We start from the raw sequence: 23,518 nt of genomic DNA on the forward strand, positions 1-23,518 counted from the left end.
CCAGTGCAATGTCAAAAAAAGGTCGAAACGTTCACCACCGAATCCGGTTCACGCCTGATGCAGATACCAGCGCCAATCCTGCTCGCCCACCTCGCCCATGAACTGGCGGTATTCGGCGCGCTTGACCGCCAGGTACACGCCGAGGAATTCACTGCCGAACGCGTCCCGCGCCCAGCTCGACCCTTCCAGGGCGCGCAAGGTGGTCAGCCAGTCGGTGGGCAGCAACTCCTTGGCCTGGGCGTAGCCGTTGCCTTCTACCGGAGCGCCGGGGTCGCGCTGTTCGCGGATACCGCGATGGATGCCGGCCAGGATCGCGGCAGCGGCCAGGTAGGGGTTGGCGTCGGCGCCGCAGATGCGGTGCTCGATATGCCGGGAATTCGCCGGACCGCCCGGCACCCGCAGGCTGACGGTGCGGTTGTCCACGCCCCAGGTGGCGGCCAGCGGGGCGTAGCTGTTGGTCTGGAAGCGGCGGTAGGAGTTGGCATTCGGGCAGAACATCAGCAAGGAATCAAGCAAGGTGCTGAGCATGCCGCCCACGGCGTGGCGCAGCAGCGGCGTACCGTCGGTGGCTTCGCTGGCGAACAGGTTGTTGCCCTTGGCGTCTGCCAGGCTGACGTGCATGTGCATGCCGGTGCCAGCCAGGTCGTCGAATGGCTTGGCCATGAAGCAGGCGGTCATCCCGTGTTTATGCGCCACGCCTTTGACCAGGCGCTTGTAGCGCACCGCTTCGTCCATGGCTTGCAGGGCGTCGGCGCGGTGTTCCAGGGTGATTTCCACCTGGCCAGGGGCGTATTCGGAGATGGCCGTGCGCGCCGGGATGCCTTGCAGTTTGCAGGCGCTATAGAGATCAGCGAGGAAGGGTTCGATCTGCTCCAGCTCGCGCAGGCCGTAGACCTGAGTCGAACGCGGGCGACCGCCGTCCACATCCCGCGCCGGCTGCGGACGGCCTTGGCTGTCGGGTTTCTGGTCGAGCAGGTAGAACTCCAGTTCCGCCGCCATCACCGGGTAGTAACCGTCGGCCTTGAGTCCATCAATCACCTTGGCCAGCAAGTGCCGGGGGTCGGCGACGGTGGCGGGCAGGCCTTCGGTGGGGTGCATGCTGACTTGCACGGCCGCTGTCGGAATCAGGCGCCACGGCATGCGCTGCAAACTGCCGCTGATCGGGTAGGCGCGGCAATCGATATCACCCACTTCCCACACCAGCCCGGAGTTTTCCACGTCGTCGCCATTGATGGTCAGGCCAAGAATGGTACTGGGCAAAGGCCGGCCACTTTCATACACCGCCAGCAACTCATCGCGGTGCAGCAACTTGCCGCGTGGCACGCCATTGTTATCGAGGATAAACAGCTCGAACATCTCAATGTCCGGGTTCTGTTCAAGGAAGGACTTGGCTTCGTGCAGGCAGGCAAAGGCACTCATGGGCATTCTCATACGTGTGGGTCAGGCAGGCGCGCAGGTGCGCGCCATCCAGGGGATGGATCAACGTAGGAATGCAGTATCTGGTGGGCGTGCGTGTCGGCAGTGGAACAGGGCCCAGAACGCGAGATCGGACGGCAGTGTCGCGGGGTGGGTGTCGGAAGAGCCGTCCATGCGGGGGTCACAGTGCTAGAGGTAACCGCCAGCGTCACACGCCAGCACAGGTGATTAAATTCAGGGTTGGCGGAGTTTGGTTGCGACTTGGCTAAACATTCGCTGCGCCTTGCTACCGTGCCCGGTGCTGGAAATAATGAGCGCCCACGCCCATGCCCCAAGGACTCGACCGCATGAAAGCTCCTTTCGCCCTCTGTGTACTGGCAAGTCTGGCCACCAGCGCCCTGGCCGACACCGCGCCGTCGCGCCTTGACCAGGTGTTGCAACGCGGCACGCTGACGGTCTGCACCACCGGCGACTACAAGCCCTACACCTCGCTGCGCGCCGATGGCCGCTATGAAGGTATCGACATTGCCATGGCCGAGTCCCTGGCCAAGAGCCTCAACGCAAAAATCCAATGGGTGCCCACCACCTGGAAAACCCTGATGCCGGACTTCCTGGCCCAACGCTGCGACATCGCCGTCGGCGGCATTTCGGTGTCGCTGGAGCGCCAGAAAAAAGCCTTCTTCAGTCAATCCCTGGGTGTCGACGGCAAAATCCCGTTAGTGCGCTGTGCCGATGTGCAGCGCTACCAGAGCGTCGAACAGATCAACCAGCCCCAAGTCCGCGTGATCGAACCCGCCGGCGGCACCAACGAAGTATTCGCCCGTGCCCACTTGGGCCAGGCGCAAATTCGCCTGCATGACAACGTGACTATTTTCGACGAACTGCTGGCGGGCAAGGCCGATGTGATGATCACCGACGCCAGCGAAGCGCGTTACCAGCAGAAGCTCAAGCCGGGGCTGTGTGCGGTGAACCCCGAGCGGCAGATGCAGTACAGCGAAAAAGCCTTCCTGTTGCCCCGTGATGATGTGGCCTGGAAAAGCTACGTCGATCAATGGCTGCACTTGAGCCAGGCCACCGGGGCCTATGACGCTGTCGTCAGCCAGTGGTTGGCCGCGCCTTGATCAACGCCACAAAGGCGCGACACGCGGCACTGCGATAGGCGCCCTTGCGGCTCAGCAGGGCCACGGTGCGTTGGGGTAATGCCGGGCTGATCGCCACCGCGTTCAACCCTGGCTGGGCCTCGGCGATTGCACTGGGCAGGATGGTCGCCAGCGCCGTGTTGCGCACGATTTCGATGATTGCGCTGATGGAGTTGGCCTCCATCGCAATCAACGGGCGTATGCCCTGGGCACGGCAGTAATCATCGATGTAGCGCCGGGTCGCAAAGCCTGGGTTCAACAACACCAAGGGTTGTGCCAGCCACTGCCGGCCATCCAGGCCCGGATGGTGGGCGCCGACCACCACACTCAGCGTTTCAACAAACAGCCCTTCGCACTCGATGTCCGGCAGATGCTCGCCGGTAAAACCAATGCCGATATCCAGCGCGTCTTCCGCCAAGGCGGTTTCCATGCGGTCCTGGGTCAGTTCCTCGATGCTCACGGTAATGCCCGGATAGCGCTGATTGAACTGCGCCAGCAACGGCCCGATCAGGTAGGCGGTAAAGGTCGGCGTCATGGCCAGGCGCAGGTTGCCTCGGCTCAAGTCCTGCACGTCATGCATGGCGCGGGTGCCGGCCTGCAGGTCCTGCAAGGCCAGCCGCGCAAAGCGCACATAGGCTTCACCGGCATCGGTCAGGCTCACGCTGCGCCCGGAGCGGTCCAACAGCGGCGCACCCAAGGTGTCTTCCAACTGCTTGATCTGCTGCGACAAGGTGGGCTGCGACACATGCAGCGCCTCGGCGGCACGGGTGAAATTGCGGTGTTCAGCCACCGCCAGCAGGTAACGGATATGGCGCAGCAGCATCGAAGCCCCCAACTATAGGCATGACCAATAGGAACCATAATAAGCCGGTCTTGGACGCTATAGCTGAAAACTTCCATCCTTGCCCCATCAGCGACGCAAGGAGAACTTCCCATGCAACATCTCATCGACGGCTTCCGCAAATTCCAGGCCGAAGCCTTTGCCCAACGCAGCGACCTGTTCAAACACCTGGCGACCACGCAAACCCCGGGCACGCTGTTTGTGTCCTGTTCCGACAGCCGTGTGGTTCCCGAGCTGCTGACCCAGCAGGAACCGGGCGATCTGTTCGTGATCCGCAACGCCGGCAACATCGTGCCGTCCTACGGCCCGGAGCCGGGTGGCGTGTCGGCCACCGTCGAATACGCGGTGGCGGTGCTGGGGGTCAGTGACATTGTGATCTGCGGCCATTCCGACTGCGGCGCGATGACCGCCATCTCCACCTGCAAATGCCTGGATCACCTGCCTGCCGTGGCCAATTGGCTGCGCCATGCCGAATCGGCCAAGGTGATCAACGCCGCACGCCAGCACGCATCCGATGCCGCCCGCTTGAGCGACTTGGTGCGCGAAAACGTGATCGCCCAGTTGGCCAATCTCAGGACCCACCCCTCCGTCGCCCTGGCCCTGGAACAAGGTCGGCTGACGCTACACGGCTGGGTGTACGACATCGAAACCGGCGCCATCGACGCCCTGGACAGCCGCAGCGGGCGCTTCGTGTCGCTGCTCAATCAGATCCACGCTGCCTGACCCCATTTCAACCCAGAGGACAACACCATGTTGCAATCCAACTTCTCCCAAACCCCACGCCTGGCCCTGGCCGACACTGTCATCGACCTCAAGGCCCGCAAGAACCTGTCCTGGCAGGACCTCACCGACGGCACCGGGCTCAGCCTGGCGTTCGTCACTGCCGCCCTGCTCGGACAGCACCCGCTGCCCAAGGACGCTGCGGATGCGGTGTGCGACAAGCTCGGCCTGGACCAGGACGCCAGCCGCCTGCTGCAAAGTGTGCCCCTGCGCGGCAGCTTCCCCGGCGGCGTGCCGACGGACCCGACGATGTACCGTTTCTACGAAATGCTCCAGGTCTACGGCACCACCCTCAAGGCGCTGGTCCATGAGCAATTCGGCGACGGCATCATCAGTGCGATCAACTTCAAGCTGGACATCAAGAAGGTCGAGGACCCGAACGGTGGTTCCCGCGCAGTGATCACCCTGGATGGCAAGTACCTGCCGACCAAACCCTTCTGAGTCGCCCGCGACCGTCTACGCTCTTGTCACACCAACAAGAACGAGGGACGGATAATGAAGGCAGTGTTCCGACTCACCTGGCTGCTGCTGTTGTGTTTCAGCCAGGTGCACGCCGCAACGACTCAGGATGAAGACGCCCAGGCGGCCAAGGCGTTGCTGGAAAAAGCCTTGGCCTACTACCAGAGCAACGGCGACAAGGCGTTTGCCGCCTTCAGCCGACAGGGCGAATTCGTCGACCACGACCGCTATGTGTTCGTGGTCGACACCCAAGGCGTCCTACTGGCCAGCGGTGGCCCCTCCTCCGCCTTGATCGGCCGCGATGTATCCGAAGTGCTCGGGCCGGATTTGCGCCAGTCCTTCAAGGATGCGCTCAAGGTGCCGGAAGGCCAGGGCATCCAGCAGGCCGACTATCGCTGGCAGAACTGGAACGATGGCAAGGTCGAACACAAGCATGTGTTTTATCAGCGCGTGGGCGAACGCATTCTCGCGGTGGGCTATTACCTGCCACGGGCCACGCCGGAACAGGCCCGTGCCCTGCGCAACAAAGCGGCAACCGCCTTGCTCAAGGATGAAACCGGCACACTCAAGGCCATCAACTCATTGCAAGGCGGTTTCCTGCAGGACGACCTTTATGTGTTCGTGGTGGACCTCGATACCCAGCGCTATGTAGCCCACGGCACCAACCTGCGACTGGTCAACACCGACTTCAGCAAGATCAAGGACCCGGACGGCAAGCCCGTGGGCGAGCCGATCCTCAAGTTGATGGCCGAGCAGGATCAGGGCGAATACAAATACCGCTGGAAAAACCCGGTGACCGACAAGGTCGAGAACAAGCATGCGTATGTGCGCAAGGCCGGGCATTTCATGGTGGCGGTGGGTTATTACAGCCCTTGAGACTACTTGGCCTTGTCTTCACGGCCACGCAGCACCCGATTAGGCATCGCAATCGCCGCCGCCAGCCCCAGCAGTGACACCGCCGCACTGACCATCAACAAATGCCGGAACGTCACCGCCAACTCCCCGCGCAGGGCATCCTGCGCCGGGCCGGGGGCGGCGTTGAGGCCGTCGAGCAGCACGTTGCCGGAACTGCCTTCGGCCACCAACGCGCCGCTGGCCAGGTGGGCGAAGCTGGAATCCTGCAACAGCGCCAACAACAGCGCCGACATGCACGCCACGCCCACCGCCCCGCCCAGGGAACGGAACAGGTTGGTGGTGCTCGTGGCGACGCCGATGTCGCGCTGTTCCACCGAATTTTGCGTGCCCACCAGGGACGTCGGGAATTGCATGCCGGCGGCGATCCCGCACAGCAGCATGAACAGGGCCGTCAGCCCCACCGCTTGGGGCGCGCTCAAGGCCATGCCGAGAATCGCGAAGGGGCTCAACAACGCGCCGCTGAGGATCATCGGCTCCCGCGCCCGGCGCTCGTGCCAGACAAACACCGTCAACGCCACCAGCGCACACACCAGCAAGCCCAGCACCTGATTGTCACGCCAGTGATGGCCCTGGCCGATTTCGGTGATGCCCAGCAGCAAGGCGGTCAAGCCGATGATCATCAGCACAGTGCCGAGGTAATCGATGATCGGTTTGCGCTGCGGCACCGGCAGCCCCACCAGCGTGCGATGGGCGACATACCAGGCGCCAGCGCCCAAGGGCAGGTTGATCAGGAACACCCAGCGCCACGACAGGTATTCGGTCATGTAGCCGCCCAGCACCGGCCCGGCCACGCTGGCCACCGCGTACATGCTGCTGAAATAGCCTTGGTAGCGGCAGCGTTCGCGGGGCGGGATGATGTCGCCGATAATCGCCTGGCTCACCGAGATCATGCCGCCGGCGCCGATGCCTTGGAGGATCCGCGCCAGCACCAGTTGCTCCATGCTTTGCGCCATGCCGCAGAACAGCGAGGCCAGGGTGAACAGGCCCATGCCGATCAGCATCATCGGCCGCCGCCCGTACAGGTCGCCGAGCTTGCCGTAGATCGGCACCGCCACGGTCATCGCCACCATGTAGCCGGAGATGACCCAGGCCAGCAGGTTGACGTCGTGGAACTGGGCGGAAATAGCGGGCATGGACACGGCGACAATGGTCTGATCCAACGCCCCCAGGAAGATCGCCATCATCAGTGAGGCGAGAATACTGCGCACAGCGGGCAGTGGCGGAGCAGGCTGATTGAGGTGCGTCACGGCAAGACCTTCGAGCAAGGCCCGTGGGAAAAGGCGGCCCACGGGAATGCTCGATACGATAGCAGGCTATTCGATAGCTTCGTAAGGAAGTCCGACGTAATTTTCTGCGATGGTCTTGCGCCCCGCCTCGGAGTGGATGAAGTAGTCAAGCTCACTCTCGGCGACGCGCTGGCTGAAACCGTCCGCCTCGGGAAACTGGTGCAACATTGAGGTCATCCACCAGGAAAACCGCTCGGCCTTCCACACCCGCCGCAGGCAGATGGCGGAGTAACGCTCCAGAAGATCCACGCGCCCTTCGCCGTAGACCTTGAGCAGAATCCGGTACAGCGTACTCACATCACTGGCCGCCAGGTTCAAGCCCTTGGCTCCGGTCGGCGGCACGATGTGCGCCGCGTCGCCGAGCAGGAACAGGCGCCCGTACTGCATCGGTTCCACTACAAAACTGCGCAGCGGTGCGATGCTTTTTTCGATCGATGGACCGGTGACCAGGTGTTCTGCAAGGTGGCTGGGCAGGCGGGTTTTCAGTTCATCCCAGAAGCGGGCGTCGGACCATTCGTCAATCGGTTCCTCCACCGGCACCTGCAGGTAATACCGGCTGCGCGTCGGCGAACGCATGCTGCACAGGGCGAAACCACGCGGGTGTTTGGCGTAGACCAACTCAGGGTGAACGGGCGGCGTGTCGGCGAGGATGCCCAGCCAGCCGAACGGGTAGACACGTTCAAAGACCTTGAGCGATTCAGCCGGGATCGATTGGCGCGCAACGCCGTGATAACCGTCGCAACCGGCGATGTAATCGCACTCCAGGCGGAACGCTTGGCCCTGATGTTCGAAGGTCAGCCAGGGTCGATCACTTTTGAGAGCGTGAGGCTGCACATTGCGCGCTTCATACAGGGTAGTGGCTCCTGCGGCGGCACGGGCGGCCATCAGGTCGCGGGTGACTTCGGTCTGGCCGTAGATCATCACCGATTGACCGCCGGTCAGGCCCTTGAGATCGATATGGGTCAACCGGCCGTTCAGCGCCAACTCGAAACCGTCATGCACCAGGCCTTCGTTGTCCATGCGCTGGCTGACGCCGGCCTGCCGCAGCAGGTCGACCATGCCTTGTTCCAGCACGCCAGCACGGATGCGGCTTTGCACGTAATCGGCGCTCTGACGCTCTAGGATAAGGGTCTCGATCCCTGCCTGATGCAGCAGTTGGCCAAGCAGCAGTCCGGAAGGACCGGCGCCGATAATGGCGACTTGGGTTTTCAGCGTTTTCATTATTTTTATGGCCCGCAAGTTCCACTCGAACGGATCGGGTGAAAGAGTTGTCATTGGTCTTGTTGCTGACATTTTTCACTTGAGTGAGCGGCATAAGAAGGTGAAAACTGCGCCAAAGCCTGCGCTTTTTGCCAATCGGGGCGATTACCGCACCACTCTTCCGAGTATCGGGTTGAAACCATGACCAAAACCGCAATTCCGGTCTTCAAGCTTTACGGGGAACACCAGCAATGGCCCACCCCCGATTTGTTGCACTGCGAAACCATTTCCCGGCGCAGTCGGGAATACCAGTGGGAAATCCAACCCCACCGGCACGCGGATCTGTGCCAGTTGCTCTACGTGCACAAAGGCCAGGCACAGTTGGAAATCGAAGGCCTGCGCACCACCCTGAACGAAGCAACTCTGCAAGTCCTGCCGCCCTTGTGCGTGCACGGGTTCCGTTTTCCTGAGGACGTCGAAGGCTACGTAGTGACGCTTTCGGCGCCGTTGGTCAGCCACCTGCAAACACAGTTGGGCACCACCGTGGACGGTTTGCAGACACTCGGCAGTTACCCGGCGGGCAAAGACAGTGATTACCTGAACAGCCAGTTCGCCCGCTTGCAGGATGAATACGCCGACGAACAACCGGCACGGGACATGATGATGCACGCGCTGGTCAGCGTGTTGCTGGTATGGATCAGCCGCCAGGCCATCCAGCGCCGTCACCCACGTGCGCCACGGGGGCGTGAATACTTCCGGCGCTTCACCCAGTTGGTCGAGCAGCATTACCGCGAACACCCCAAGATTGAGGATCTTGCCCACAAGCTGGGCATCTCGGTCTCACACCTGAACGGGACGTGTCGGGAATTGGGTGGGCAACCTGCGTTGCAGATCATGCATGACCGCCAATTGCTTGAAGCCAAACGCCTGCTGACGTACACCAGCATGACCATCAATGAGATGTCGGAGGTGTTGGGTTTTTCCGACCCGACCAACTTCTCTCGGCTGTTCCGCCGACGGGTCGGGTTCTCACCCAAGGCGTTTCGCGAGCAGTTGAAAGCCGAACCATCGGCTACCTGAGCGCGCTGAAACTGCCGGTGCGGGGCACGCATTGATCCTGATGGCAGCTGATCGCAAAGGTCGGCTGCATACGGGTCTGCTCCACGCGGTAGGCGGCGGTCCCGTAAAGTGCGCTGGCAATGGCGCACAGGCTGAAAATCATCAGGTACTTTCTGGTTTTAATGCTCATGGCACAGACCTCTGCGGATCTACAGGGTGCTGTCTAAAGCATAGGTCAACCCGGCCAAGTTGCCATTATCGGACGACATTCAACCGGTTGATGCCAGTCTAGAGCCCGACATCCCACGCCGGCTCTTCCGGGAACCGCAGCACCAGGAAATCCAACAGGCTGCGCAACGCCGACGGCATGTGTTTGCGCGAGGCGTACACCGCATAGATGTTCATCTGCCGTGGCTCGGCGTCAGGCAGCAGGCGCACCAGTTCGCCGCGCCGGATGTAATCGCCGGCCTGGTAAGTGGGCAACATCGACACTCCGGCACCGGCCAACGTCACGCGTAACAACGTACTGGCCTCGTTGGAGGTGATGTTGCCGTTGATCGGCACCGAGACCGGCTCACCCCGCTCTTCGAAATGCCACAGGCTTTTGCCGAAATAGGAATGGGTGAGGCAATTGTGCCCGGCCAGGTCTTCGACCTTCTGCGGCGCCGGATGCTCCAGCAGGTAGGCCGGCGAGGCACACACCACCGAGCGGCACACCGTGAGGCGCCGGGCGATGAGGTTGGGGTCCAGGTCGCTACTGGTGCGGATAGCCAGGTCGATGCGCTCATCCACCAGGTTCACCGTACGATCGAGCATCTGCAGGTCGACCGTTACCAGCGGGTAGCGCTTGACGTATTCGGCGATGGCCTGGGCCAATTGCGCCTGGCCGAACGAAGTGCTGACGCTCAGGCGCAGCAAACCACGGGGCGCTTCATCGGGCTCGCTGACGGCGGCTTGCATGTCGCAACACAATTCCAGCAATTGCCGACAGCGCGGCAGGGTTTCACTGCCCGCTGCCGTCAGACTGAGCTTGCGCGTAGTGCGGTGCAGCAAACGGGCGCCGACCCAGTCTTCCAGCTCCGCCAAGTAACGCGACACCACCGGCCGCGACAGGTCCAGATGATCGGCGGCGGCGGACTGGCTGCCCAGGTCCACCACCGTGACAAACACGCGCATTGCTTGAAGACGATCCATGATCTGCCCGCTTTCAGAAACAAACTATGTCCCAGCATCGCATTTTTAGTCTGGTTTTGTGCAACTAAGCTCTGTGCATCCTTTACCGATGCTGGAGCTGCCCGATGTTCTCAACCTTCAAGCGCCTGATCCTCGCCACCGCCGCCCTGGCGTTCGCCGCCCATGCGGCCGCCGCCGAGCTGAAGCTGGACGTGTACAACCCAGGCGAAGCCGCGATCTTCCCGGTCAGCTCGGTGCTGGTCAGCGGCGCCAAGGACGCGATCCTGGTGGACGCCCAATTCGGCAAAGGCCAGGCCGAGCAATTGGTGCAGAAGATCCGCGCCAGCGGCAAGCACCTCACCACCATCTACATCAGCCATGGCGACCCGGACTACTACTTCGGCCTCGACACCCTCACCGCCGCCTTCCCCGATGCCAAGGTGCTGGCGCCACAACCGGTGGTCGACCACATCAAGGCCACCGTGGCCGGCAAGCTGGAGTTCTGGGGCCCGAAAATGGGCGCCGACAAGCCGTCTAAAACCATCGTGCCGCAGGTTCTCGAAGGTCACAGCCTGAGCCTTGAAGGCCAGCCACTGGAGGTCATCGGCCTGGATGGCGCGCAGCCGGATCGCAGTTTTGTGTGGATCCCGTCGATCAAGGCCGTGGTCGGTGGCGTGGTTGTCTCCGAAAACATCCACTTGTGGATGGCCGATACCCAGAGCGCGCAGTCCCATAAAGACTGGCTGGCGACACTGCAACGCATCCAACAGCTGAAACCAAAGACCGTGATCCCGGGCCACTACCTCGGCACACCGACACTGCAATCGGTGGCCTTTACTGCCGACTACATCAAGGCCTTCGACATCGAGGCCGCCAAGGCCAAGGATTCCGCCGCCCTGATCGCGGTCATGAAAAAGCGTTACCCCACCCTCGCCGACGAAAGCTCGCTGGAACTGAGCGCCAAAGTCGCCAAGGGCGAAATGAAGTGGTGAACCGTTTCAAACCCTAACGTACTGGAGAACGTCATGAGCAAGATTGCAATCATTGGGGCCACCGGCCGTGCCGGTAGCCAATTGCTGGAAGAAGCGCTGCGTCGCGGGCACACCGTCACCGCCATCGCACGCAATACCGACACGCTGGCCGTGCGCCCTGGCGTCACCGTCAAACAAGTCGACGCCCTGGATGCCAACGCCCTGCAACAGGCGGTGAGTGGCAGCGACGTGGTGATCAGTGCGGCGCACTTCGCCACCCTGCCCGCCAGCGCCGTGATCGAGCCGGTGAAAAAGGCCGGGGTAAAACGCCTGCTGGTGGTGGGCGGTGCCGGTTCGCTGCTGTTGCCGAATGGCGAGCGGGTGATCGACAGCGAAGGCTTCCCGGCTGAGTACAAAGCCGAAGCCAGTGCAGGCGCGGCGTTTCTTGAGGCACTGCGCCAGGAGAAGGAACTGGACTGGACGTTCCTGTCGCCGTCGGCGGAGTTCGTCGAGACCGAGCGCACCGGTCAATTCCGAGTGGGCCAGGATGACTTGTTGGTGAGCAGTGAAGGTCGCAGTTGGATCAGTTTTGCGGACTATGCGATTGCGTTGATCGACGAAGTTGAATCGCCGAAGCACTCGCGCCAGCGCTTCACCGTAGGCTACTGAGGCAACGCGGTTAAAAACTGTGGGAGCTGGCTTGCCTGCTCCCACAGTTGATCTCGGGTGTTACGACTGTTGCGCCTGGTTCACTAACCAGTTCATCAGGGCTTCAAGCCCGGCCGACGGCGCCGTCCCCGGCGGATACACCAAGTAATACCCCATCCCCGTCGGCACCCGCAGCTCAAACGGCATCACCAACCGCCCCGCCTTCAAATCCTCGCCAATCAACGCACTGTCGCCAATCGCCACACCGGAACCCTGGGACGCCACCGTCATCGCCAGATCCAGCGTTTCAAAATGATGCCCCTGGCCCAGATTGCCCAATCGCGTCTTCGCCGCCTTGAGCCACAACGCCCAATCCCGTTCATCCCGCGTGGGGTGCAGCAAGACCTGTTGCTGCAAATCTGCCGGAGTGTTCAAGCCCGTGAGCAGTGCCGGCGCGCAGACCGGTGTGAGCTGTTCATCGAACAGATGTCGCGCCTCGGCTGATTGCTCGGCGATGGGCGCATAGATCACCGCCGCGTCGAATTGCTCGCGGCGAAAGTCCACGGTGTAGGCCACGGTGGTGGTGAGTTCCACCGGCACGTCCGGGCGTTCCTTTTGCCACTGCATCAGGCGCGGCAACAGCCAGCGCATCACACAGGTGGACGCCTTGAGTTGCAGGACCTGGCGGCGACTGCCGATCTGCTCCACCGCCTCGCCGAGCAGGCCAAACACCTGCTGTGCGCGCAGTGACCATTCGCGGCCCTCTTCGGTCAGGCTCAAGCCACGCGCCTGGCGCTGGAACAGCGCATAACCCAAATGACTTTCCAGCCCGGCAATCTGCCGACTCACCGCGCCCTGGGTGATGTGCAGTTGCTCGGCAGCGCGGGTGAAGTTGCAGCACTGGGCCGTGACCCAGAAGGTGTGCAGCGCGGGCAGTGGCGGGAGGCGTTTCATCGGGGCGCAGCCATGACGTGAGGACATGGCTAGTATGACTTTTTATCGATTGTTGCCGCTACAGGCCAGCCGGTCCAATAACGCCTTACCTCAACAATAAGAGCAACCTATATGGCGACCTGCGGCGAAGTATTGGTCAACCTCCTGGAAGGCTACGGCGTGGACCAGGTGTTTGGCATCCCCGGCGTGCACACCGTGGAGTTGTATCGCGGCCTGGCCCGTTCCAGCATCCGCCACGTCACCCCGCGCCACGAACAGGGCGCCGGCTTTATGGCCGACGGTTACGCGCGCACCAGCGGCAAACCCGGCGTGTGCTTCATCATCACCGGCCCCGGCATGACCAATATCACCACCGCCATGGGCCAGGCTTATGCCGACTCGATCCCGATGCTGGTGATTTCCAGCGTGCAGTCGCGCAGCCAATTGGGCGGCGGGCGCGGCAAGCTGCATGAGCTGCCGAACCAGGGCGCGATGATGGCCGGCGTGGCGGCGTTCTCCCATACCCTGATGTCGGCGGCGGAGCTGCCCGGCGTGTTGGCGCGGGCGTTTGCGTTGTTCCAGGCCGGGCGGCCGCGCCCGGTGCACATCGAAATCCCGCTGGATGTGCTGGTGGAAAATGCCGACGCACTGCTGGGCAGTGAACCGATCAGCGTGGCCCGTGCCGGTGCGGCGCCGTCGGCGGTCAAGCAAATGAGCCAGTTGCTCGCAGCGGCCAAGAAACCCTTGATCCTGGCCGGTGGCGGCGCCATCGACGCAGCGCCGGAACTGACCCGACTGGCCGAAGCCCTCGGCGCGCCGGTAGCCCTGACCATCAACGCCAAAGGCATGCTGCCCGCCCGCCACCCACTGCTGATCGGCTCGACCCAGACCCTGGTCGCCACCCGCGCACTGGTGGCCGAAGCGGACGTGGTGCTGGCCATCGGCACCGAGCTGGCGGAAACCGACTACGACGTGACCTTCGCCGGCGGTTTCGAGATTGCCGGCGCGCTGCTGCGCATCGATATCGACCCCGACCAGACCGTGCGCAACTACCCGCCTCAAGTGGCCTTGGTGGCTGATGCACAAATCGCCGCCGAAGCGCTGTTGGCCGAACTGAGCAGCAAACCCTTGCCACCGCGCAACAGCGCGTGGGGCGCTGAACGCGTAGCGCGCCTGTGGGCGGAACTGACCCCCAGCTGGGACGCCGCCACCCGCGCGCAAACCCTGTTCCTCAAGACCGTCCTCGAAGAATTGCCCAACGCCGTACTGGTGGGCGACTCCACCCAACCGGTGTACAGCGGCAACCTGACCCTGAATCTCGACCACCCGCGCCGCTGGTTCAACTCGTCCACCGGCTACGGCACCTTGGGCTATGCCTTGCCTGCCGCCATCGGCGCCTGGCTGGGACGTGGCGATGGGCAGCCGGTGGTGTGCCTGATCGGCGACGGCGGCCTGCAATTCACCCTCCCGGAACTGGCCAGCGCGGTGGAAGCGCGCACGCCGGTGATCGTGTTGCTGTGGAATAACCACGGCTATGAAGAGATCAAGAAATACATGGTCAACCGCGCCATCGAGCCAGTCGGCGTGGACATCTACACGCCGGACTTTATCGGCGTGGCCAAGGCACTCGGTTGCGCCGCCGACAGCATCCAAGGGATTGAGTCGCTGCGCGTGGCACTACGCGCAGCGGCTGATCGCCAAGGGCCGACGCTGATTGAAATCGAACAGGGGCTGTGGATGAAGGCGGTGGCGGAATGAGCGCGGTATTGAACGGTGTGTATATCAATGGCGCATGGCGTGCCGGACTGGCCTCGCTTGAGGTGATCAACCCTGCGACGGAAGCCGTGCTGGCCCACGTCAGCGTCGGCGATGCGAGCACGGTCACCCAGGCGGTCGACGCCGCCAGCGCCGCGTTCATCGACTGGTCAAAAAGCACCGGCCGCGACCGCGCCGCGCTGTTGCGCAAGATCGCCCAAGGCGTCAGCGAGCAACGCGAACAGCTGATGCACCTGCAATCGAGCAACAACGGCAAACCGCTGTTTGAAGCCGCGATTGATGTGGACGATGTGATCGCCACCTTCGACTATTACGCCAGCGTGGCCGAGGCAATGGACGCCAGCCAGGATAGCCCAGTGGAACTGCCCAGCACCGACTTCAGTGCACGTCTGCGTCGTGAGCCGTGTGGTGTGGTCGGGCTGATCGTGCCGTGGAATTTCCCGATGGTGACCACCGCCTGGAAACTCGCTCCCGCCCTGGCGGCCGGTTGCTGCGTGGTGCTCAAGCCATCGGAAGTCACGCCGTTGGCGGAACTGCAACTGGCGCGGATTATCGCCGAGGCGGGCTTGCCGGCCGGGGTGTTCAACCTGGTGTGCGGCACGGGCCTGGAAGTGGGCGCGCCACTGGCGACGGATCGCCGCGTGGCGAAGATTTCCTTCACCGGCAGCAACGCCGTCGGCGTGCAAGTGATGCAGCGCGCCGCCGAAACCATCAAGGGTGTGAGCCTGGAACTGGGCGGCAAATCTTCCCTGCTGGTGTTGGCCGATGCCGACCTGGACCTGGCGGTGGAACTGGCCTGTGGCGGTGGGTTTTTCAACGCCGGGCAGATGTGTTCTGCCACCAGTCGCGTGCTGGTAGCCGACAGCCTGGCGGATGAATTCCTGCAACGTATACAGGCACGGGCTGAAGGCATTCGCGTGGCTGACCCGTTTGCCGATGACGTGGAAATGGGCGCGTTGATCAACCGCGTGCAATATCAACGCGTGTTGGGGCACATCCAGCGCGGCGTTGCGGATGGCGCACGTTTGCTGTGTGGCGGTGAACGCCCGGCGGACCTGCCGAAGGGCTTTTTCATCCGCCCGACGGTGTTTACCGACGTACCGCTGGACAGCGCGTTGTGGAACGAAGAGATCTTCGGCCCGGTGCTCTGTGTACGACGCTTCACCTCCGAAGCCGAGGCCATTGCTCTGGCCAACGACAGCGATTTCGGCCTGGTGGCGAGTGTGGTCAGCGCCAGCCATGAAACCGCCGAGCGCGTGGCGAACGCCTTGCAGGCTGGGCTGGTGTGGATCAACGCACCGCAGGTGATCTTCCCGCAAGCCGCGTGGGGCGGTTACAAGCAGAGCAGCCTCGGTCGTGAGTTGGGGCCGTGGGGGTTGGCGGCGTTTCAGGAGATCAAGCATGTGATCCGGTCCCTTTAGCCGATAACGATCTTTTGTGGCGAGGGAGCTTGCTCCCTTGCCACAAAGTCATCCGCATTTTTTAGATAGCCCCTGCGACTTTCTCATTTGCCCCCCTCCTCCACCCATGGCCTGATTCGCCCTTGTTCACTCAAGGCCGTCCCATGGAAACCGTCCAAACAAAACCCACCACCGCCGTCTGGCTGATGATCAGCGTCGTGCTGGTCGCCCTCAACCTGCGCCCGTCGATGGCTGCTGTCGGCCCACTGTTGTCCTCGATTCGCGGCGACGTGCCCTTGAGTTTCAGCAGTGCTGCGTTGCTGACCATGTTGCCGGTGATGGCCATGGGCTTGGCGATGTTTTTTGGCATGGGCGTGGCCAAGCGATTTGGCGAGCACCGCAGCATCGTGGTGTCGCTGCTGGTGATTGGCGTGGCGACATTGTCGCGGCTGTTCCTCGATTCGGCGCTGGAGTTGATTGTCAGCGCCATCGCCGCCGGTGTGGGGATTGCGATGATCCAGGCGTTGATGCCCGCACTGATCAAGTCGCGGTTCAGTGACAATGTCTCGCTGTTCATGGGCCTGTACGTCACCGCGATCATGGGCGGCGCGGCGCTCGCCGCATCGTTTGCACCGTTCGTGCAGGTGCAGACTGGCAGTTGGCGCATCGGCCTGGCGATCTGGGCAGTGCTGGCGCTGTTGGCATTGGTGTTCTGGTACGCGCAGCGCTCGGTGTTGCCGCCACTGCCCCAAGCCGGTGCTGGTCCTCAGGAGTCATTTTTCGGCAACGGTCGCGCCTGGTTGCTCGCGGTATTCTTCGGCCTCGGCACCGCGTCCTACACCTGCGTACTCGCCTGGCTGGCGCCGTACTACGTGGAGCAAGGGTGGAGTGAACAGAACGCCGGCTTGCTGCTGGGTTTCCTGACGGCCATGGAAGTCGTCTCCGGCCTGATCACCCCGGCCATCGCCAACCGTCGCCAGGATAAACGCGGCGTGGTGGCGGTGTTGCTGGTGCTGATCATCCTGGGTTTCTGCGGCCTGATCCTCAGCCCGCAACACCTGAGCCTGCTGTGGCCTTGCCTGCTCGGCCTGGGCATCGGCGGCCTGTTCCCGATGAGCCTGATCCTGTCCCTCGACCACCTGGACAACCCGCGCCGCGCCGGTGGCCTCACCGCATTTGTGCAAGGCATCGGCTATCTGATTGCCGGGCTGTCGCCGCTGATCGCCGGGATGATCCGCGATCAACTGGGCAGCTTCGAATGGGCCTGGTGGTCGCTCACGGTGGTGATCGTGGTGATGCTGTTGATCGTCACGCGCTTCAACCCAAAGCATTACGCACGACATATCCGCTGAGGTCGTGTTGCAAACAGTATTTGTCTCACGCCAAACATAGAAACGCCCTACAGAGCATTCTATTGGCACGCTCGTTCCGTTAAGCTTTTGTGCTGTCTTGTACTGAGTTCGGTACAAAGGGTTTACGGACGAAACCGATGCTAAACAGTAACTTGCTCAGAAAGCTCGATATGCAGGACTTGATGGTGTTTATCGCCGTCTATGACCAGAGCAGCGTTACCGAGGTGTCTGAAACGCTGTTTGTCAGCCAGTCCACCGTGAGCTACAGCTTGAAGAAGCTGCGCACCAGTTTTGAAGACGAGCTGTTTATCAACACGCGCGCCGGCATGCGCCCGACGTACAAGGCCACCACCATGTACGGCCATGTGCAGAAGATCCTCGAAAGCATCAACCTGTGCCACGCCGGCAGCCAAGCCTTCGATCCGACGCAGAAGGCCGTGACCTTCAACGTGTGTGCGCCGGAATATTTCGAACAGTTGATCCTGCCGCGCCTGTTGAAAAACTTCGACCGCGCCGACCTGCCGGTGATCGTCAATGTGCAGAAACTGGAAACCGACATCCCCGCCGACGACCTGCGCGAAGGTCGCCTCGACCTGGTGATCTGCTTCGGCCCCAACTTCCACCGCGCCCACAAAGACTTCCGCACCCAGATGCTGCTGGAGGACGACTTGGTGTGCGTGTTCGACAAACGCTCGGCGCCACGGGAGCCGGCCTTCAGCCTGCAGTCCTTCGTCGAACGCCGCCACGTGTTTCCCACGCCGTGGACCTCCGACACCAACATGATCGACGGCTGGCTCGCGCGCCAGACCCACAAGCGCCAGGTCATCGCCCGTGCCAACAGCTACAGCGCAGCCTTGAAGATGATCACCGGCACGGACTTCATCGTCACCTTGCCCCGTCGCGTGCAAAAATTGCTGGCGCCGTCCACGGTGTTCGGCCATTGCGAAGCGCCGAACGGTTTGCCGGGGTTCACCCTGGAGATGCAGTGGAACGAAACCAGTGAACAGGACAGTGCCAATATCTGGTTTCGTGAGCAGGTGGTGAAGGTGTGTGCGGATCAGGGGTTGTTGTAGGGCCTAGCCAATCGCGACTTTGCTGTAGGAATCGCGGTCCATGTCGACCAACAGGACACTCAGTTGAACCTGCACGCCCGCCGGCCAGTCGCCCAAGTCCTGCAAGACCGCTAGCAGGCTTTCCGACAACTGCTTCTTGACCTGCGGCGAACGCCCGCTGAGCAGTGACAACTTCACCGCGATAAAACCGCGAGGGTCGAGGGAGGTGCCCACCTGGAACGTCTCGACCTTTATCGCACGGCTTTTGATATCGAACTCGGAACCGAACTGCCCGGACGCCATCAGCACATTGTTGAGCCGCAACAGGGTTTTCTCGACAGCAAGGCCTGTCAGGTTGGCGGTGTATTCCAGATGCAGGTGTGGCATGGAGGGCTCCGAGTCTTTCGTAGGAAGATACCTAGATATACCACGGAGTCAGGCCTTGGTCGCCAACCCACGATCACTCATGAACGCTTCCAGTCGTGAGCGTACCCAGCGCTCGGCCGGGTCAGTGTCCACGTGGCTGAGCCAGACCATGGACAAATCCAGGGTCGGCGTCTCGAACGGGAACGGCTCGCAGAACAGGTGGCCCGACACGGCCATGGCCTCGGCGGTGTAGTCCGGCAGGCTGGCGATCAGGTCGGTGCCGGCGAGCAACGCCGGCAGTGCGCTGTATTGCGGCACCGACAACACCACGTGGCGCTTGCGGCCGATTTCCGCCAGCCATTCATCGGCGAACCCCGCCACGTTGGCGGTGTGGGACACCAGCACGTGGGGCCGTGAGCAGTATTCGTCGAGGGTCAGCGGTGTGTCCGAGGCATCGGCACGCAGGATGCGCGGGCGGATATGGCGCAGCAGCTTGCGCTTGGCATTCGCTGGCAGGCCACGGGTCTGGGTGATGCCGACGGTGATATCGCCAGAGGCCAGCAAATCCGGGATGCGCCAGTAGTCCACATGTTGCACCACGAACACCACTTGCGGCGCTTCCTGGCGCAGGGCGCGCAACAACGGCGGCAACAGGCCGAACTCGACATCATCGGACAGGCCGATGCGGAAGGTCATGGTGCTGATCGACGGGTCGAAATCGTGGGTCAGGCTCAAGGCCGAGGACAGCGAGTCCAGCGCTGGCGATAAATGCTGGATGATTTCCTCGGCCCGCGCCGTGGGCTCCATGCGGTGGCCGACGCGAATGAACAGCGGGTCGTTGAACAAAGTACGCAAGCGGTTGAGGGCCGAGCTGATGGTCGGTTGGCCGAGAAACAGCTTCTCTGCCACCCGCGTCACGTTGCGTTCCAGCATCAGTGCTTCGAACACCACCATCAGGTTGATGTCGGCCTTGCGTAATTCATTGCGATTCATCGGCGCCTGCCCCTTTCCCCAAGACAAGCCGCAGTGTAGAAAGCCGCGTTGCCGGCGTCTACGTGTAGGACGCTTCGCTGGCTTGTGCGCCACGCTCAGGCTCGTGCCCCATGCGCAACCGCAGCGCCGCAATAGCCGCCACCACCAATACCAGCGCAATCACCTTCAGGCCGTTCATCGCATTACCGGTGCTTTGCTCGATCACGCCCATTACCGACGGCCCGACAAACCCGCCAAGCAGCCCGCACGCGTTGACGAAACCCAGCCCACCCGCCAGCGCAACGCCCTTGAGACGGGAAGCCGGGTACAGAAAAATGATCGACTGCACCACAAAGAACATCACCGCCGACAGGCAAAAACCGAGCAGGCTGAACACCGGCCCCGATATCGACGCGATGCCCAGGCCCAGCGCCATGGTCAACAGGCCCGTGATCAGCAACCGCCGGCAACGCCCGGGCGTGGTGGCAAAACGCGGAATCAACAAGGCCCCGAGTGCCGCCGCGATCCATGGCAACGAGGTCAGCAGGCCGACGCTCATGGTGCTCAGTTCGCCATACTTGCTGATGATGCTCGGCAGGAAAAAGATCACCGTGTAGATGGTGATCTGGTGACAGAAGTACACAAAGATCGCCAGCAGGATTTGCGGGGTCAGCCAGTTTTTCAACGAGTGACCACCCTCGCCCGCGCCCTCCTCGGTTTCCTGGGCGATGCGCTGTTCGATGCCGCGCGCTTCCTCGGCCGACAACCACGGCGCCTTGCTCGGACGGTCCGGCAGTTTGCGCCAGACCACCCAGGCAAACGCCACCGCCGGCAGGCCTTCGAGCATGAACATCCACTGCCAGCCGTGCCAGCCGAGCATGCCGTCCATACGCATCAAGGCCGCGCCCACCGGGCCGCCGATGATGTTGGCAAAGCACACACCGAGCAGGAAATAACCGGTGGCGCGTGCGCGTTGTTCGCGGTTGAACCAGTAGGTCAGGTAGAGCATGACACCTGGAAACAGGCCGGCTTCGGCAATGCCCAGCAACAGGCGCAGCACGTAGAACGAGGTCTCGCCCTGCACAAAAGCCATAGCCGCCGAGATCAGGCCCCAGGTCACCATGATCCGCGCGATCCAGAATCGCGCGCCGACCTTGTGCATGATCAGGTTACTGGGGATTTCCGACAGTGCATACGTCAGGAAAAACAGCCCCGCGCCCAACCCGTACGCCGCGGCGGAAATGCCCAGGTCGACGTCCAGGTGATGCTTGGCCAGGGCGATGTTGGTGCGGTCCAGGAAGCTCAGGATGTAGGCGATGATCAGCAAGGGCATCAGCTTGACGAACATCAGTTTGTTCAACGCCTGCGGGGTGCGGGCGGAAGTCGCGGTAGTCATCGGCAATTCCTCTTGGCGCCCCGCCAGCCGGGCTGGGGGGCGCATCGGTGTTGTTCTAGGAGTCGAGTTGCATAGCCAACGCCTGGGGGCGATGGGAAAACAGTTGCAGCAGCGCGCCGCCCAGGGCGCAGCCGGCCATCACGAAGAAACACACGGTGTAGCCGTGCAGCGTGGTCCAGCCGCCGCCCATGGCGATCAAGCTGCCCATCAGCACCGGCGCCAGGCCGCCACCGATGAACATCGCGGTGGTGATGATGCCGTTGGCGGTGGACGTCGCTGACGGTTCGGCCGAGTCGCAGGCCACGGCGTAATAGATCGGCCACACCGCATTGGCCACCAGGCCGAACAGCAGTTGCACGACGACGATCAGCGTCAGGGTGTTGGCGAAGTAGAACGCGCCGACACTCGCCGCCATCCACACGCCGCAGATGATCAGGGTGGTGCGTCGGCCGATGATGTCCGACAGCGACGGCCACACCAGTTGCCCGAGGATGCCGGTGAGGGTGAACACCACGCTCATTCCCGCCGACTCGGCCAGGGACAGACCGGCGATGTTGTAGAGGTAGGCCGGCAGTACGATGTTGACGCCCATGTACACCACTTGGGTGAGCATCGTATTGCCCGCCGTGAGGGCGATATTGCGGTTGCGCAAGGTGGCAAGGAATGTACGCCAGGCCTCGCCTTTGACTTGGCTGGCCGGCGCGTTGTCGGGCGGGGTCATGCCCTTGGCGGCGATGTCGACGTACAGCGCGGTGATGCGCTCGGCCGTGGAATAACGCGCCCAGAAAATCATCAGCGGCAGCGCCACCACGAACGCGAAGAAGAACACATAACGCCAGTTGTCCTCACCAAACACGGTGATGACAAAACTCGCGACGATACCGCTGAGCATCGCGCCAATCGGGTAACCCGTATGGTGCGCACCCAGGGCAAAACCGCGACGCTCAACCGGCCACCATTCGGCGGTGTTGCTCACCCCCACCGGCTCGCCCCAGCCAGCGCCGAGGTTGACGCCGACGCGTAGGGCAATGAAGGTGGCGAGGTTGCCGCTCAACGCCTTGAAGCCGGACAGAAACGAGATCGCGGTGTAGCCCAGCACCAGCGGCACCTGGAAGCGCGCACGTTTCCAGCCGCCACCATAACGGTCGCTCCACATCGAACCGGGAATATCCAGCAGCGCCAGGGCCAGCATCACCACCGTGGCCACGGTGCCCCACTGGTCAGCGGACAAATCGAAATGCTTGGAGATAGTCGGCCCCAGGCGCAGCACGATCTCACGGTCGTAGGCGTTGAGAATCCAGATCATCCAGCAGACCAGCAGCGACACCCAGGAATGCCGGTGAATACTGCGCAGCGACGCTTTTTTGATAGTTGCCATGGGCCTCTCCAGGCGCGCAAGGGCGCGCACTGACACAAGGTTGCGAAGGAATATGCCTTGTCACACACACGCGCTAGCTGGCGAACCGTCGCTCGGCTATTCCTTGCACGCCCAACCCGGTAATGGCGAACAGCGCTCCGCGCTGCTGGCCGTCTGCCGGAAAACGCGGCAGCGGCGGCTTGGCCATGGAGGTCACAAACAGGGTGTCCAGGTTCGGCCCGCCAAAGGTCAGGCTGGTGACCTTTTTCACCGGCATCTGAATGATGCGATCGACGTGGCCGTCGGGGGTGTAGCGCACCAGTTTTCCGGCGTAGACCAGCGCCTGCCACAGGCAGCCCTCGGCGTCCACGGTGCAACCATCGGCGGCGCCCCCGCCGGAGGTATCGACCTTGGCGAAGGTGCGGCGGTTGCTGACGTTGCCGGTGGCCAGGTCATAGTCGTAGGCCCAGATCTCGCCGGACCAGGTATCGCAAAAGTAGAAGGTGTCACCCGACGGGCTCCAGCACGGGCCGTTGGACACGATGATGCCTTCGTCCAACGTGTGCAGGCTCAGGTCGGCGTCCAGGCGGTAAAGCTTGGCGCTGGCGTTGTCTTCCAACGTGTCCATGGAGCCGAAGATAAAACGGCCTTGGCGGTCGACCTTGCCGTCGTTGAGGCGGTTGTTGGGCAGGTGCGGTTCCGGATCAGCGACAAGGTCGAGTTCGCCGCTGTTGAGGTCGAGGGTGTGCACGCCGTTTTGCAGGGCGACGATGGCCGACTCGCCGTCGCGACGCAGGGCCATGGAGCCGATTTTCTGGCCCACGTCCCAGGCCCGCAGTTCGCGGCCGTCGTCGGTGCAGCGCAGGATGCGGCCGTCAGCGCTGTCGATCCAATACAAGCGTTGTTGCTCGACGTCCCACACCGGGCCTTCGCCCAGGGTGGTCTTGACGTCGACGAGCACTTCGATACGCATGGTGATCCCCTTATTGTTGTTGTGCGGGATGCAGGCCGCGCCTTGACGCGGCGG

General features: G+C 62.5%; 23 protein-coding genes. 11 read left to right on the top strand and 12 right to left on the bottom strand.

Features of this window, described 5'->3' with window-relative positions:
• Positions 1 to 48: 48 nt before the first annotated feature.
• Positions 49 to 1,419 (bottom strand): glutamine synthetase family protein, encoded by a 1,371-nt coding sequence (locus tag ACP7BX_RS02125; protein WP_426129546.1) that lies wholly within the window; start codon positions 1,417 to 1,419, stop codon positions 49 to 51.
• Positions 1,420 to 1,763: 344 nt separating this feature from the next.
• On the opposite strand from ACP7BX_RS02125, the gene ACP7BX_RS02130 reads away from it, so the two are divergent.
• On the top strand, positions 1,764 to 2,537 hold the full coding sequence (locus ACP7BX_RS02130; protein ID WP_177110845.1) for a transporter substrate-binding domain-containing protein: 774 nt from the start codon (positions 1,764 to 1,766) through the stop codon (positions 2,535 to 2,537).
• On the opposite strand, the gene cynR is transcribed toward ACP7BX_RS02130, so the two are convergent.
• The gene (cynR, locus tag ACP7BX_RS02135; protein ID WP_426129548.1) at positions 2,512 to 3,378 is read right to left on the bottom strand and encodes a transcriptional regulator CynR; all 867 of its coding nucleotides are present in this window, start codon (positions 3,376 to 3,378) and stop codon (positions 2,512 to 2,514) included. The genes ACP7BX_RS02130 and cynR overlap by 26 nt on opposite strands.
• Positions 3,379 to 3,489: 111 nt before the next feature.
• Between cynR and ACP7BX_RS02140 the strand changes: the two genes are divergently transcribed.
• From ACP7BX_RS02140 to ACP7BX_RS02150, 3 genes are read left to right on the top strand one after another with little or no spacing between them, the layout of a single operon-like run.
• Entirely contained in the window at positions 3,490 to 4,119 is a 630-nt protein-coding gene (locus tag ACP7BX_RS02140; protein ID WP_426129550.1) for a carbonic anhydrase, read from the top strand.
• A 27-nt stretch (positions 4,120 to 4,146) separates the two neighbouring features.
• On the top strand, positions 4,147 to 4,617 hold the full coding sequence (gene cynS / locus ACP7BX_RS02145) for a cyanase (protein ID WP_426129552.1): 471 nt from the start codon (positions 4,147 to 4,149) through the stop codon (positions 4,615 to 4,617).
• Positions 4,618 to 4,671: 54 nt separating this feature from the next.
• Positions 4,672 to 5,511 carry a cache domain-containing protein gene (locus ACP7BX_RS02150; RefSeq protein WP_033902614.1) on the top strand — a complete coding sequence of 280 codons (840 nt, stop codon included), beginning with the start codon at positions 4,672 to 4,674 and terminating at the stop codon, positions 5,509 to 5,511.
• A 2-nt stretch (positions 5,512 to 5,513) separates the two neighbouring features.
• Here the strand turns inward: ACP7BX_RS02150 and ACP7BX_RS02155 are convergent, their stop codons facing one another.
• A complete protein-coding gene (locus ACP7BX_RS02155) occupies positions 5,514 to 6,797 on the bottom strand; it encodes an MDR family MFS transporter (RefSeq protein ID WP_426129870.1) in 1,284 nt (427 codons plus the stop codon).
• A 66-nt stretch (positions 6,798 to 6,863) separates the two neighbouring features.
• Positions 6,864 to 8,057 (bottom strand): 4-hydroxybenzoate 3-monooxygenase, encoded by a 1,194-nt coding sequence (gene pobA / locus ACP7BX_RS02160; protein ID WP_426129554.1) that lies wholly within the window; start codon positions 8,055 to 8,057, stop codon positions 6,864 to 6,866.
• A gap of 180 nt (positions 8,058 to 8,237) precedes the next feature.
• On the opposite strand from pobA, the gene ACP7BX_RS02165 reads away from it, so the two are divergent.
• Complete coding sequence (locus tag ACP7BX_RS02165; protein ID WP_426129556.1) at positions 8,238 to 9,116, top strand: helix-turn-helix domain-containing protein; 879 nt, start codon at positions 8,238 to 8,240, stop codon at positions 9,114 to 9,116.
• Here ACP7BX_RS02165 and ACP7BX_RS02170 read toward each other — a convergent pair.
• Together ACP7BX_RS02170 and ACP7BX_RS02175 are read right to left on the bottom strand one after the other, a co-directional pair.
• Positions 9,109 to 9,285, bottom strand: a complete 177-nt coding sequence (locus tag ACP7BX_RS02170; protein ID WP_016975214.1) for a hypothetical protein — start codon at positions 9,283 to 9,285, stop codon at positions 9,109 to 9,111. The genes ACP7BX_RS02165 and ACP7BX_RS02170 overlap by 8 nt on opposite strands.
• A 98-nt stretch (positions 9,286 to 9,383) precedes the next feature.
• On the bottom strand, positions 9,384 to 10,289 hold the full coding sequence (locus tag ACP7BX_RS02175; protein WP_177110849.1) for a LysR family transcriptional regulator: 906 nt from the start codon (positions 10,287 to 10,289) through the stop codon (positions 9,384 to 9,386).
• Positions 10,290 to 10,393: 104 nt separating this feature from the next.
• On the opposite strand from ACP7BX_RS02175, the gene ACP7BX_RS02180 reads away from it, so the two are divergent.
• Positions 10,394 to 11,260, top strand: a complete 867-nt coding sequence (locus ACP7BX_RS02180) for an MBL fold metallo-hydrolase (protein WP_426129559.1) — start codon at positions 10,394 to 10,396, stop codon at positions 11,258 to 11,260.
• A 33-nt stretch (positions 11,261 to 11,293) separates the two neighbouring features.
• Positions 11,294 to 11,908: an NAD(P)-dependent oxidoreductase gene (locus tag ACP7BX_RS02185; RefSeq protein WP_314525876.1), complete on the top strand. Its 615-nt coding sequence runs from the start codon at positions 11,294 to 11,296 to the stop codon at positions 11,906 to 11,908.
• 60 nt (positions 11,909 to 11,968) lie between these two features.
• Here the strand turns inward: ACP7BX_RS02185 and ACP7BX_RS02190 are convergent, their stop codons facing one another.
• Entirely contained in the window at positions 11,969 to 12,841 is an 873-nt protein-coding gene (locus ACP7BX_RS02190) for a LysR substrate-binding domain-containing protein (protein WP_426129561.1), read from the bottom strand.
• A 111-nt stretch (positions 12,842 to 12,952) separates the two neighbouring features.
• On the opposite strand from ACP7BX_RS02190, the gene ACP7BX_RS02195 reads away from it, so the two are divergent.
• From ACP7BX_RS02195 to ACP7BX_RS02210, 4 genes are all read left to right on the top strand, one after another.
• Positions 12,953 to 14,578 (top strand): 5-guanidino-2-oxopentanoate decarboxylase, encoded by a 1,626-nt coding sequence (locus tag ACP7BX_RS02195; protein ID WP_426129563.1) that lies wholly within the window; start codon positions 12,953 to 12,955, stop codon positions 14,576 to 14,578.
• Positions 14,575 to 16,017, top strand: coding sequence for an aldehyde dehydrogenase family protein (locus ACP7BX_RS02200; RefSeq protein WP_426129565.1), 1,443 nt, complete (start codon positions 14,575 to 14,577; stop codon positions 16,015 to 16,017). Before ACP7BX_RS02195 ends, ACP7BX_RS02200 begins: the two co-directional genes overlap by 4 nt.
• A 143-nt stretch (positions 16,018 to 16,160) precedes the next feature.
• The gene (locus ACP7BX_RS02205) at positions 16,161 to 17,348 is read left to right on the top strand and encodes a cyanate transporter (protein ID WP_426129567.1); all 1,188 of its coding nucleotides are present in this window, start codon (positions 16,161 to 16,163) and stop codon (positions 17,346 to 17,348) included.
• Positions 17,349 to 17,485: 137 nt separating this feature from the next.
• A complete protein-coding gene (locus ACP7BX_RS02210) occupies positions 17,486 to 18,421 on the top strand; it encodes a LysR family transcriptional regulator (RefSeq protein WP_426129569.1) in 936 nt (311 codons plus the stop codon).
• Between the two features lie 3 nt (positions 18,422 to 18,424).
• Here ACP7BX_RS02210 and ACP7BX_RS02215 read toward each other — a convergent pair whose 3' ends face one another.
• From ACP7BX_RS02215 to ACP7BX_RS02235, 5 genes are all read right to left on the bottom strand, one after another.
• Entirely contained in the window at positions 18,425 to 18,787 is a 363-nt protein-coding gene (locus ACP7BX_RS02215; RefSeq protein WP_426129571.1) for a 5-carboxymethyl-2-hydroxymuconate Delta-isomerase, read from the bottom strand.
• A gap of 48 nt (positions 18,788 to 18,835) precedes the next feature.
• Positions 18,836 to 19,759, bottom strand: coding sequence for a LysR substrate-binding domain-containing protein (locus ACP7BX_RS02220; RefSeq protein ID WP_033902626.1), 924 nt, complete (start codon positions 19,757 to 19,759; stop codon positions 18,836 to 18,838).
• A 58-nt stretch (positions 19,760 to 19,817) separates the two neighbouring features.
• Positions 19,818 to 21,134, bottom strand: a complete 1,317-nt coding sequence (locus ACP7BX_RS02225; RefSeq protein ID WP_133074307.1) for an MFS transporter — start codon at positions 21,132 to 21,134, stop codon at positions 19,818 to 19,820.
• Between the two features lie 55 nt (positions 21,135 to 21,189).
• Entirely contained in the window at positions 21,190 to 22,512 is a 1,323-nt protein-coding gene (locus ACP7BX_RS02230) for an MFS transporter (protein ID WP_426129574.1), read from the bottom strand.
• Between the two features lie 73 nt (positions 22,513 to 22,585).
• Entirely contained in the window at positions 22,586 to 23,464 is an 879-nt protein-coding gene (locus ACP7BX_RS02235; protein WP_426129576.1) for an SMP-30/gluconolactonase/LRE family protein, read from the bottom strand.
• Between the last annotated feature and the right edge of the window lie 54 nt (positions 23,465 to 23,518).

It is taken from the genome of Pseudomonas sp. DWP3-1-3b3 (assembly GCF_049896305.1).
GTDB classification, from domain to species: domain Bacteria; phylum Pseudomonadota; class Gammaproteobacteria; order Pseudomonadales; family Pseudomonadaceae; genus Aquipseudomonas; species Aquipseudomonas azotoformans_A.